Genomic DNA, 12,890 nt, shown 5'->3' with positions numbered 1-12,890 from the left:
TGCCGCGTTACCAAGTTAGATTTCTGTTTTCTAACTCTTTTTGGGCTTTTTCATACCCTTGTTTGGCCGATAATCGATACCATTTTATCGCTTCAGATTCGGATTGAGGGACAGCATCACCATTTTCATACATGATCGCCACATTGTACTGCCCGACTCTGTTATTTTGATCCGCTGCCAATCGATAATATTTTAACGCTTCAGAATAAGATTGGGTTACACCATGGCCTTTGTAATATTGGTAACCATAGCTAACGTATGCAGAAGCTAATTCTTTTTCGACCGCTTTTTTGAACCATTTGTTAGCTTCTTGATGTGACTGAGTTACCCCAATACCATCTCTATACATTGCCCCTAAATTATTTGCCGCATAGGCATTCCCAAGCTCAGCACTTTTACGGAAAAACTTTACTGCTTCAGAATAAGACTGCTCAACACCTTGGCCTAACTTATACAGAAGCCCAGCATTATTCATCGCCCCAGTTTCGCCCTGATCCGCAGCTTTTTTATACCAGTATAATGCTTGTTCGTAAGACTGTTGGCGACCATCTTTACCGTAATCAAAGTTATAACCTAGGATAAATTGTTCATTAGAATCAGTAGGGTTCAATCCTTGCTTGGTTAATTCAGCTAAGGCATCTAATGCTTCTTGTCGATGGATTCGAATGGACCCTTTATCTAAATAACCTTGATAATGTAATGCAGAGTTGCCTTTTTTCGCTATCGCCCAGTCAGCTTCATCGCTTTTGATTCGAGCTTGCTGCTGTTCCTGTATGATTTTCAATTCGGCAATGGCGCTATTTGCGGCATTGCGATATTGACCAAATTGCTGGGTATCAAGATAGACCTGATAAGCCGCTGCGGTGTTGCTTGATTTCGCTTTGGCCCAAGCATTTTCATCTTCTGCCTTAAGCTTTAATGCAAGGCTTTCTTTTTGTTGTTGGTAGGACGCTGCTAATCGATTTCGTTCTTGTTCCTGTTGATAATCCACAATCGCTGGCAGAGCTACTAAAATGCCTACAAATACAAGACTCGCTAGAAGCTTGGCTTTAAAAGAGGATGTTTTTTTAGCTTTATTCTGCTCCTCTTGAAGAGCAACTTTGTTGGTTTTTTCAGGCTTTTTCTTGAACGGAGGCTCTGGCTTATCAGCGCTGCTTGTTGACGGTCTGCTGTCCTTCTCAGGAGCATTAGTCGTGCTACCGTCTATTTTCCAATGATTTGCTGCGGCTTTGGTTAATATATAACCTTTAGCTGCTTCGGCATCAATATTCAGTGTTTTAGCTTTACTCAGAATTAATCGCATTGCACTTTCCGAGATAATGCCATCACTACCGGCCATATCGATTAAATCATTGAGTAAATGAAACGGCTGAGGAGCAGGATCCGAGATAACCTCAATAAATGGCTCAGCAATAAGCTGTAACCTTTGTTTTACCTCAGCCATTGTCTGAGGCCGATCTTCGGCCTTAAACTTTAAACAATCATCAATCAGAGTTAGAAAAGATTCAGAATAATCCGCTTTGGCCAAACTCGCGGCTGGGGCAAGAGGATCATCTTTGCCTATCACCATGGCCAGCGCACGACTCTCGGCCTTAACCCCAACAGTGCCGGTTACGATACGATACATAAGTGCACCAAACGCATAAATATCAATGGTTGCTTTGGCTTCTCCACCACCTTCAATTTGTTCCATTGGCGCATAAAACTCAGTATAAGGAGCCTGTGATTGAGATGCTAAAGCGAAATTCTGTTTCGCTGCGCCAAAGTCAATAAGTACAGGTAAACCTGTGCTGCGACGAATGAAAATATTAGCGGGCTTAATATCACGATGTAATACTCCTTGGCTGTGGATGTATGCTAATCCATCAGCTAGAGGTATTAAAAAATGCATCAACTGTTGTTCGGAATAATGCTGTCCTTGGGACTCTAGGCTACTAATAAGTTCATCTAAGGCTAAACCATCTTCGAAATCCATCACCAAGTAAGCCGTACCGTTGGCGGTGAAAAGATCTCTACAACGGACAACATTTTTATGCTTAAGTCGAACTAAGGTGGCGCCTTCTCGCATAAAACGATTTAAGCAATCAGCATACAGGTCATATTTAGAAGAACTATGGGGAGACACAGTTTGACCTTGACGACTCGCTAACTCGACCGGTAAAAACTCTTTAATTACCGCTTCATCATCTAGGTGAGCATGATGCGTTTTGTACACCACACCAAAACCGCCTTGGCCTAAAACAGATTCAATAATGTAATGATTTAGCTTTGTACCTTGCGGCAATGCTAATATATTTTCATCCACTATGTTTCCCCCCTAATGCCTTAACTTATCGATAATTTAAAAAATGACTAGAGCCTAATTTTGCCGTCATCCTGCTCAACACCCACTTCAATTTTGAAATCAGCTAAATACAACACTGCACCATTTACAAGTTCTTGCTCTGAAAACTTTTCCAGCTGTTCAGCTTGGTTGTTGTTTTTCAAAAATGATCCGTAAGAAGAATCTAAATCTTGAAAACACCATGTATCATTTTTAAAGGTAAATTTGCCATGAGTCCCAGAAACCGAGTCATGGGGAATAACCAGCTGGCAAGCGGTATCTCGGCCAATTGTAACTCCCTCATCTGACATTTTTTCACTGTGAATTTGAAACCGCCCTTTGTCGGTTTGCAAGGTTAAAGTGGACGAGATATTCGCAGTTTGTTTAGCGTTTTTGGCCGCCGATTGTTTGCTATCAGTAATATGACACGGCAAATCAGCAAGCAGAATTTCATCACCTATATTTAGCCGTACCGCTTGATGTTTAGTCACTTTTTCAGCGTTTACGAAGGTCCCGTAAGTTGAGCCTAAATCCTCTACATACAAGAACTTGTCGTGCAAAAACAAACGTATATGAAAACTAGAAACAGAAGGATACTGAATAGAAATAGTTGCCGAATCAGAACGGCCAACGGTGATTCCTTTACCGCACAAGGCTGCATTCGACAACGAGTAATATTTGTCATCAACCAATAAAAACCCATAATTACCGGTTAGCTCAGCATTCAATTTGCCAGCTTTTCCAGACTGACCTTTATCGCCGTTAGTGTCTAAATTTAGATTATAGGGAGCGAATTCCGAATTGTCCGCTTTACCTGGGCGAGATTTTTTGAGCATAAAAAACAAAACAACGAACAATAAAAATAAGCAAAGGACAGTTAACAACAGCACTTGGTTACTTATTTCGGCAGTAGACTCTGGCTTTGTATCCGGTTTTGGAATTGGATCGGGTTTAGGATCTGGCTTAGGGTCAGGTTTAGGATCTGGCTTGGGATCAGGTTTAGGATCTAGTTTAGGCGGTGGCTCGTTTTTAGTCCAACGACCTTTTACACCAATGGCGTCAAATGCCATGTGCACTGCTGTTCTTTCTTCACTGTATTCGCCAAAAATAATTTCAGCCGATTTAGCAAAGGCATAACGAGCATCTTGAAAATCCGAGGTTTGCGTTAAGATTTTTGTGGCACCATACTGCCAAATTAACAACGCTTTTTTCATCCCGATTTTAGGAACGTTGTCGCCCCCCAAACGCCGATGAGCTCCCCCTTCGGCGAGCAAATAAAAAGCATGGTTAATAATAGATGAATTAATATGAACGCCACCGTAATCCTTGCTGCCAGTGTAGCGTTCACTGAAATGATCAGGCATATCTTGAATTCGGGTTGGGTAGCTGAAATCACGTATTACTTGGTTACCTAGCCTTAACTTCCAATCAGAAGAGGCTGGTGAGTTTAACCGCTTGTTCTGCCAACTGACGAAACCTACGCCAATAGCGTCACCAATAGCTTCGTTTAATGCGCCCGACTCTTGCTGATAAATCAGCCCTGCCCCATAAGCCACAATACCGTGGGTGAGTTCGTGCATGATAACTTCAGGATTTTGTAATAAGGGAGCATGTATCTGCATTAAACCAAGTGAGTCACTCAGTTCAGTCCAAAATGCGTTAGTGGTATTGTTACCAGCACAACTCAGACTTTCTTCATAAAATTTATTACCAACAAAAGCCAAAACTTGCACATTGTCATGTCTATCGATGCCAGAATGGCCAAACAGAGTTGTTAAATAGGAATTAGCATCATCTAGCATAGCGGCTAATTTTCGCTCACTGGTAGAACTTGCCATAGACTGGGATTCAGCTGGCGGATAAGCCTGAATGTAGCCGCTATCAGCCATTATCAATAATTCGACTATGGTCGTTGGACGGTTATAACCAACCACAGCGCACATTTCATCGACATCAATCAAACCATAACTAAAATCAAGGCGATTGGGGATTTCTTTAAGTACAGAACCGTTACTAGAAATAACCAAAGTATATAAATAGTCCAATTGATTTTTTTTGAATTTGCCACGCACTACGGCTGCTGCGAGCAGTTCTTTGGCAACTTTGAAATATACAGGTTTAACCTCAGGTTGGTCTTGGTATTCAATTTTTAACTCAGCTAAAGTGGCCGTTACCGTTTGTTGTAAACTCGCCATACTTGGCGCAGCGGGTGCAGGCAAATCAGTCGTCATTAAGTGAGCACTAACAGGTTGCCCTTGTGACAAAACCAATACTGACTGATGGGTAAATACATCAATATTATTTAGTTTCTGTTGAATCCGATAGATGCTGTAGCCGTTATCTTCTTGGGTACTTTGCAGTATTTGTATTTGCGCAGCATCAGACATCCCTAAAAGCGCTTTATTCTCACTCACCCAGCCATTCAGATCTTGCTCTGACTGAATAGGCGTATCAACAGGCTCAAATGAGGTTTCTAGACGAGGGGCTTGCAGCGCTGTGGCACTTCCCCTCCCAGTTTCTTCAAACTGCTGAGCCGCAATATTAGTGAAGCTAATGAAAACAGCGATTAAGGCAAAGTATTTCACCACTTATGATCCTTAACGACTAACATGTTTAGGTACTAGGCGCAGTGATTCACAGCTAGCATCAAGCAAAAATAAATCAAACGCTTGCCCAGTTTCTTGCACGATAATGTCGGTTAACCAAAAATAGCCTGAACTGGCAGGGTCAATATAAAGTACGGCGTCAGATTTACCTTTTTCAATTGTTTTTGCTTGTTGACTTTGAGCACTTTGATATTGCTTAAAACAGGTTGCAAAATCATGGCTTGGAGAGTCTGGCACTTGCGATAAATTACTGACTTTGCCAGAAATCACCTCAATCCCTGAACTGGTTTTTTGATAACGCAGTAAAGCGCCATACACTGGTGTATCTTTGACCTTTAATTGAACTGTGATAATTTCAGTATATTGATCTTTCATCACATCCGTTTTGCTTAATTTACTGCCCTTTGACAAACTACCATCTTGGGTTAAACGATCTTCAAGTTTAGCAATGGGATCTTCACCAGCAGCAATGTCTAATTCTAAACTTGGCGCTGAATCTAAATTGGCGTTCAAATCTGCAGGCCCAGATACATTGCCTTGCTCATCAGAACTAGCCACTACCTCTACATCAACATTTTTCACATAATTTTTTACAGCCGAAGATGGTGGTGATTGCTCCATCGAATCAACACTTTTGTCAACCTCACTCACCGACTCTTCAACAGCTTGTTTCGCATCATCAATGGAGTCAGTTACCTCATTGGCGACCTGTGAACCAACTTGATCAAGGGATTTTTCAACATCCTCAAGCACTTGTTCAGCTTGGTTTTCAATTTCCTCTGTTTCTAAGTCGCTCGCAATCTTAGCATCACTATCAGTGCCTACTTCCTTGAGCATATCTTCATGCACTTGTGCATCATTAGGCGAAGGCTCAAACTCATCTTCGGTTAATATTTGCGGCTCATCGGTGCAACATGGTTCGATGGAGGTACGGTAGGTAAAGTAAAGCAACACTAACAACATTAAGGCCACAAGCGCCAAAGCGATCACTTTCCAATTAACGACTGTCTTTATCTCGTTTTCACTAGGCGTGACTGTCTTATTCGTCACTGACGTCGGAGCGGTGCTGGAAACTGAAGTTTGTTGTTGTATCTGTGCTGCTGTCGCTGCCTCAGTCTTGTTTTCAGATGTCAGCACAGCGGTGCTTTTATCCAATTCACACAATACAACGGTGGTATTATCTTGACTGGGCTTAACTTGCAATGTGTCATCCATGCGGTTAGCGAATATGTAATCTCTATTGTCATTTTTGACTAACTCTAAGATTTCATCATTGTCGAAGATTTCCCAGAAACCGTCAGTACACAATACAAAGTACTCACCGTCATTTAGCTGCCAGTGAGTGATTTCACAATGGGCACTGTCACTACCATCAAGACAGTTCAAAAGTTGGGTCTGGCTTGGGTGTGTGGCTAATTCATCTTCGCGTATTTCACCCATCAAGAACTTTGCATAAGCAAGGGAATGATCTTTGGTTTGTTTTACTTTGCCATTTTGATCAAATTGGTAAATTCGAGAATCACCAGCATGGGCAGTGACTAATTCGCCATTGAATTGCAATAATGCTGTTAGCGTAGCAGCGGTTGAAATACCTTGCTCACAAGTTTGTTTAATCGCTGCATTACACTGCTGTGCAAAAGCATTTAGAAAATCTTCAGCATGCATAAAATTATCGCGAGTTTGCCAGAACTCGCCACTTTTATTAGCGATAATTTCAGCTGCCAACTCGCCTTGCTTAGTGCCTCCCACGCCGTCCGCTACAACGATGAATATATCGTTATTCTGGTCACTCAAATGATAAGCATATCGGTCTTGATTGTAATCTCTGCCCGCTTGTTCAGATTTTTCAAAAATAATACGGTTATTAGACATTTATAATTCCCTTCCACGCGCTCTTATAATGGCAACGCTGCTTTAAATTCACTGATATCCTGATACCTGTGTTCAGGTTGCAGTTGAGTGGCATAAAATAATGCATTAGCAACAGTATCGCCGCAGCTATGAGACACTTGTTCCAACAACATTAAAATAGGGTCGCTGCCATCGCTGTTTGATTGCGTATATCGGTCAAACGCTTTAATCGGCCGTTGCCCTGTTAAAAGTTCAATTATCATCACCCCTAAAGCGTGGATATCAGTCCAAGGACCTATAGGGAAAACATTATATTCTTGTTCCAATGCAGCATACGACTGAGTATTTTGGGCTTGTTGACTCACGTAGCCACCCGCTACTTTTACCGCCCCAAAATCGATTAAAATAGGATGCAGCACTGCACCTGAACGTAAAAACACGTTACTGGCTTTAACGTCTCTGTGTACCAAGTTTTGTTGGTGTAAATAATCCAGCCCTGCTAATACGCCAGGTAATACTGCACTAATTTGTTGCCACGAAAACGGCTGGTTATGAATTTCAACTTGTTGCACATAACTTTCCCATAAGGTATTACCAATCTCTTGATGCATAACCATATAGGCAGTACCCGCTTCGTAAAAACAATCGTATACATAAACAATGTTATCGTGATCTAAGGTGAGTAAAGTTTCACATTCATTTTTGAACTGCTGCAATGCTGTTTCATAAACTTGGGTCAAATCCGCCATGAAGGGCTTGACCATGCCGTCAACACGGTGAGCAATTTGATTCGGCAAATACTCTTTAATAACCACTCGATATTCAAGGGAAGCATGTTGGGCAAGATAAACAACACCGAAGCCGCCGCTACCCAGCACCTTTTCAATAACATATCGATGTATTCGATCGCCGGGTTGAAGTTCTCGTTCCACAATACTGTTCTTAACTTACTTGGGCATGAGCGCAATTAACAACGCTGCGGTTAACGACCCGTTGGAAATATCTAAATAATTACCCAAGCCAGCTTTTGCCAACCCTTGATAAAATTCTTTTTCGTGTTTTTCATCGCCAGAGTAACGCACAGATACGCTGTATTTTTCATTGGCGAAGCGTTGAACTTTGGTCATTAATGGTCGAGCTTCACCAGAGTGCGCTTCATCATCAGTAATGATAAAAATCACTCTACGTTGCGCCTCAGAACGCCATTTGGTGTCCAGCGCAGCTTCAAATCCTGCGTAAACCGATTCACCATTATCACCAGGGTTGAATCCTCTACCAATACCCAAGTTAAGATTGACTTGTTCTAAATAAGATTTTAAAACAGCGATATCTTTGGTGAGGGTAAGAGGGAATTCAGACACAGGCCGATCAAAGTTTTTATCTCCAAAGGTAACGATGCGCATGGCCGCTGAGTCAGATAACATTTCGATAATCCGTGCAATATTGCCAATTTCAGCACGTAAACCATTGATTTCTTGCCCCATACTGCCAGTCACATCTAATACCACCACTAAATCAAGGGTTTGCATTTTTTGGAACCCCGATGGCGTGGGTTTAGGCACTGGAACTGGATCAGGTTTTGGCACACTAGGCGGTGGACACACCTTCACTTCTGGACACGTTTGCGGCGCAGGTGCGGGAATTTTCGATACATTGCCAAAAAAAGGAAGTGAAATGACAGCGAGTAAAATAAACGCGCCCATTCCTGAAGCAAACAAATCTAAAGCTGACATGCTAAAGATATTGATTTCCCTACTTTTGAGCTTCATCTGTCGATTTCCCTTTTGATTACATCACCGGCAATGACTAACATTGCCGGTTAGGCAAATTTAAAGCACTGTGACTTTAAACGATATCGTGCTTAAGCGAAGAACCATATCATTGCTCAATTCCATCGGTTGACCTGGGATAAGCTGGACTTCATTTAACCAACTGCCGTTTTGACTTCCCATATCTTCCACATAGATTTTATTTTCGTGCAATCGAATCATTAGATGCTTTCTGGAAATCTCGCTCTCTCCCAAAACATAATCTACTTGAGCACTTTCACGACCTATGATTTGACCTTCACTTTGCGCTAATGCTTTACCATTTATTTTAATTCTTACGGTGTCACCTTTGGTAGTCGAACCATCTAATAAGATATCGTTGAAGGACTTCTCCATTGCTGCGATTTTACCTGCTAGATTATCTTTTTCCTGAGCAAGGCCACTGGCTTCTTTAACTTTATTTTGAAGTTCGTCTGTTTGCGCTTGCATCGCTTCTTTTCGCTTACGCATAAGAATGACGAACAGCAACAACATAACCAATAGCAAAACGCCACCACCTAATAAAATGTAGGTTTTTTGCTGTTCAGACTTAGCCTGCTTTTGCGCTTCTAATTCGGCGGCTTGCTCTGCTTTGGCCTTAGCTTCTTCGAGCGCTAAACGTTCCTCTTCGGCTTTTTTGATAGCGTCTTCGGTTTTCTTTTGTTTTTCTAAATTTTCTGCAGCAATTTTAGCGGCTTCATCTTTCGCTTCTTGCAACAACCTGTCAGCTTCTTCTTTGGCTTCTTGGGCTTTCTTTTGAGCTTCTTCTAATTTGGTTTTCGCAGCCAAATCTGCATCTTCTTTGGCCTTTTTAGCAAGTTCAGTAAGTTTGCTTGCCTCTTCAGCGTCTTTTGCGGCTTGTTCTGCTTTGGCTTTTGCTTGCTCTACATCCGAAAGACAGACTTCATCAGCAACGCTAAAGGTAATATTATTTTCACTTAGAAAAGACTTTAGTGTTTGTGTAGATAATGCATAAGCGATGTTTTCTGGCGCTTTCATACCCGCAAAAATGGCCGTTTCAAAAACACTTACACCTACCAATTGTTTACAGTTATTCAGTAAAGGCGCTGCCCACTGTCCTTCTTGGTAGAGCGCAGTGTGAACATAAATATCGCCTTCGGAGAGATCTTTTACAGGCTCTAATCGCTGAACGATGGAAGGGGTTTCTTCAGAGTCGGTTTTTAAGATCAATTGCTCACCGACAGTTTGTGCCTCTTTTGCTAACAAAACAGGGTCACCAGTTACATTGCTTGCGGACAAAACCGCAAGGCGCTTGTCTTCGTCTTGGACTATCACTGTAGCCAGTATTTTAGCTGCTGGTGTCACTGAGTTATCGACAATAAAAAGTGATTTAGCACCATCTATCACCTCTGCATCAGTGACAAACTGGTTATCATTCACTTTAGTCGCTATCGCCGTTTGGGTTTTACCGTTTTTACGCTCAATTTGAACTTGATAAGCGTACGTTTCCGCCGTGGCGGAAAATATCGTCGAACTAAAAACCAGTGCCAGTAGTGCTATCAATCTAGGTGACAAAAACATGCCGATTTCCTTACGTCTATTATTCTGTTAATTCTTCCGAGTCAGTTTCCTGAGAAACTTTTAATACCATTACCGTTGCATTATCTTGATAATCTTGATCAAGACTATCCACATATCCCACAATATGTTCCGCCAATATTTGCGGATCAGATTGATTAAATCGATGACACATAGTGGCAATATCCTGTTCAGGAATACTCTCTATCCCATCACTGGCTAAAAGCACAATGTCGCCGACTTGCAGTTCAATGCTATTGATGTCAACCATGTCGACGTCATAACCCATCACCGCAGAAGTTAATTGATTGCGCTGGGGATGAACGGCAACGTCTTCGGCAGTCATCACGCCTTCTTCAACCAACTGCATTAATTCAGATTTTTTTGAATGGTCTTGATTTATGCGTTGTAGGGAATTGCCTCGACACAGCCATAAAGGGCTATCTCCAACACTCAAATAATCCAAATGTTCGCCTGTAAATGCCGCCGCGATTAGCGTCCCGCCCATGCCGTTGCATTCAGGATTTTCGATGATATATTCAGCTAAATGTTGATTTGTGGCGTTTAAACTTAGTTGCAAACGCGCGTCCATGTGCTCTTCTTCACTACTGCAAAAAGCGTCATTAAAGGCTCGTAAAATTTCCTGACTGGCAACTTCACCATGAACCGCACCGCCCATACCATCAGATAAAACAGTTAATGCAAACCCGTTGGGCCAAACCAATTTGGTAACACCATCTTGCTGATAGTCTCGCTTTCCGACGGTTTGAGCCCATCCTACGGAGATTTGTAGCATCATTATTCCCAATTAAAATTTTGGTCGCAAAACGCTACAAACCTTAAGGTCGTGGCGCCGACTTTTAATAGGCTTCCTGTCTGCAATACAGTCTGGCCTGCGACAATTTGTCCATTCACTCGATTCAAGCTCGAGCCATTACCGGGAGCCACTATAAACTCGCGATTTTCATCGTCATATATAACTAATAACTGCTGTTTAGAAGTAATAGAAGTGTCGCCAAAGTTTAAAGTAATGCGCTCAGTGGGTGAGCGAGATATGGCACTTTGGCCTGGGCCTACGACCACACTTTTACCTTTACCTGGACCATCAACCACTACCAACCAGCCGCATACAAAAGATTCAGCACTGGCCTGCGAAGCATTGCCACCGACACTTGCCCCTGCGCTGGCTCCCCCAAAGTTAATTGAGGTTTTAGGTTCCTCTACCACAGGTCTAGAAGCCGCTTGTTGTCCGCCTGGCGGAATAGCGTTTTCCGGCGAATTTCCAGCGGCGTTATCTTCCCCTGGCATATTAGGTGGTCGTGTAGGCGGTTCAGGTGGAACCGCCACTCCGCCTGGACGCATCGCAGGACCAGAGGATTTCATATGATTAAATAAATCGACATTGGGCGGTTGTGTCGCCCCTTCTTTTGGCTTACTGGCTTGGCCACCAAACTGACCTTGCGGCGGTTTAGTGCCGCCATCAGGTCCCGATTGGGTTGGTTTATTATCATTTTTAACAAAGCTTGATTCGATTTCGATTGGTTTCCCATCTGGACCACGTCTAAAGCTCATGGTTTTCACTCCTTAATTTTAATCTGCCGCGATTAAGCGGTTTACTAATCTGTCTAAACAATACTGGCCAACCAGATTTAACGCTTTTTCTTCTCGTCCTTGGGCCAGATGCATAAAAAATACTAACGCCGCAGACATAATTAGCGCTAATAATGTTGTATTGAAAGCAACGCCAAGCTTAATAGTGATGACGGCAACCCACCCTTTGATCGCATCAGAATCGGATAATGGTGGCATATCACCCGCACTGGACAATGCCATTGCGATACCTATCACTGTGCCAATAAAGCCTAATGTAGGAATAAGCCAAACTAAGTAACGCACCATGGTGTACTTTAAATCGACTTCGTGTTGCATTAACTCCAAAGAGGAATTCATAAGATTGTTAGCTTGTTCAGTGCTGCGGGAAAGTTGAAACTGTAAAATAATTCGTTTAATTAAGCGTTGCAGGTAAAAACGACTGCCAAGGTTATCAGCTTTAATAGCTTGATATATTGGACCTAAGTCTTTGGGCCGATAAAGAGCATCTTCATCATCACTGATTAAACCGCGGTTTATTTGATTTATTTCTTGGGTTGCCCTTTGCCAGCGTACCCAAATCTCGCCAGCACAAACAAAGAAAAACACCCACATTACATTCTGAATAGTAAAGGGATAAGAAGGACCGCTGCGGTCAAAAAGAATATCAGCTAAGCGCATTTCTGTGCTGATTTCCGGCTGCTTATCGGTCAGTACAAAGCCGATAATAATGATTACTAAAGCAATGAAAGACATTGCCAGTAACACAACCAGACGATAGTAAGATTCTTCTTTCTCCAAACTGGTCATATACCACGGCTCCTGCTCTTAATTTGATATGCGATCATGATTTCCATTATGCGAAGTTTCGTCTCACCAACCACGATATAATCGTTGGCGCTTAACGTCACTACGTCAAATTGAAGCCATTGACTCCCTTCCCAATAAAATGATCCATATGATGAGCCACAATCTCTGACTTCAATAAAGTCTAGACTATTGATTCTTAGTTGTAAGTGGTTACGAGAAACACTGGGATCATTAATATGAACGTCATTTGTTTGCGCGCAACGACCCACACTTATGACAGTGTCACTAGTAAACATACGAAAAATGCTGCATTTTTAAGCAATGAATATTGGGTTCCGAATTTAATACTAGCGGTAGTTGAAA

At 42.2% G+C, this 12,890-nt stretch carries 10 protein-coding genes; all 10 read right to left on the bottom strand.

All coding sequences use genetic code 11. The annotated features are described in order from the left end of the window. Nucleotides 1-7 precede the first annotated feature (7 nt). Genes ABWV72_RS12965 through ABWV72_RS12920 form a run of 10 tightly spaced genes read right to left on the bottom strand, consistent with a single transcriptional unit; the run spans nucleotide 8 to nucleotide 12,823 of the window. Nucleotides 8-2,305 (bottom strand): protein kinase domain-containing protein, encoded by a 2,298-nt coding sequence (locus tag ABWV72_RS12965; protein WP_353371001.1) that lies wholly within the window; start codon nucleotides 2,303-2,305, stop codon nucleotides 8-10. A gap of 47 nt (nucleotides 2,306-2,352) precedes the next feature. Continuing rightward, nucleotides 2,353-4,908, bottom strand: coding sequence for a M4 family metallopeptidase (locus ABWV72_RS12960; RefSeq protein WP_353370999.1), 2,556 nt, complete (start codon nucleotides 4,906-4,908; stop codon nucleotides 2,353-2,355). 12 nt (nucleotides 4,909-4,920) lie between these two features. Beyond that, nucleotides 4,921-6,801 carry a PP2C family protein-serine/threonine phosphatase gene (locus ABWV72_RS12955; protein WP_353370997.1) on the bottom strand — a complete coding sequence of 627 codons (1,881 nt, stop codon included), beginning with the start codon at nucleotides 6,799-6,801 and terminating at the stop codon, nucleotides 4,921-4,923. Between the two features lie 23 nt (nucleotides 6,802-6,824). After that, a complete protein-coding gene (locus ABWV72_RS12950) occupies nucleotides 6,825-7,712 on the bottom strand; it encodes a serine/threonine protein kinase (protein WP_216047082.1) in 888 nt (295 codons plus the stop codon). A gap of 15 nt (nucleotides 7,713-7,727) precedes the next feature. Then, nucleotides 7,728-8,549 (bottom strand): vWA domain-containing protein, encoded by an 822-nt coding sequence (locus tag ABWV72_RS12945; protein WP_353370995.1) that lies wholly within the window; start codon nucleotides 8,547-8,549, stop codon nucleotides 7,728-7,730. 60 nt (nucleotides 8,550-8,609) lie between these two features. After that, the gene (locus tag ABWV72_RS12940; protein WP_353370993.1) at nucleotides 8,610-10,130 is read right to left on the bottom strand and encodes an FHA domain-containing protein; all 1,521 of its coding nucleotides are present in this window, start codon (nucleotides 10,128-10,130) and stop codon (nucleotides 8,610-8,612) included. 19 nt (nucleotides 10,131-10,149) lie between these two features. Further along, entirely contained in the window at nucleotides 10,150-10,926 is a 777-nt protein-coding gene (locus tag ABWV72_RS12935) for a PP2C family protein-serine/threonine phosphatase (RefSeq protein ID WP_342804909.1), read from the bottom strand. Next, a complete protein-coding gene (locus ABWV72_RS12930; protein ID WP_216047086.1) occupies nucleotides 10,926-11,699 on the bottom strand; it encodes an FHA domain-containing protein in 774 nt (257 codons plus the stop codon). Before ABWV72_RS12930 ends, ABWV72_RS12935 begins: the two co-directional genes overlap by 1 nt. 18 nt (nucleotides 11,700-11,717) lie before the next feature. Beyond that, nucleotides 11,718-12,527, bottom strand: a complete 810-nt coding sequence (locus tag ABWV72_RS12925) for a MotA/TolQ/ExbB proton channel family protein (protein ID WP_216047087.1) — start codon at nucleotides 12,525-12,527, stop codon at nucleotides 11,718-11,720. Further along, nucleotides 12,524-12,823, bottom strand: coding sequence for an FHA domain-containing protein (locus ABWV72_RS12920; RefSeq protein WP_342804910.1), 300 nt, complete (start codon nucleotides 12,821-12,823; stop codon nucleotides 12,524-12,526). The genes ABWV72_RS12925 and ABWV72_RS12920 overlap by 4 nt, the downstream gene beginning before the upstream one ends. Nucleotides 12,824-12,890 lie beyond the last annotated feature (67 nt).

This window comes from Aliiglaciecola sp. NS0011-25, from assembly GCF_040370605.1.
GTDB lineage: Bacteria > Pseudomonadota > Gammaproteobacteria > Enterobacterales > Alteromonadaceae > Aliiglaciecola > Aliiglaciecola lipolytica_A.
Note: the sequence above shows the minus strand (reverse complement) of the source record. Positions and strands in the feature narration are given on the sequence as shown.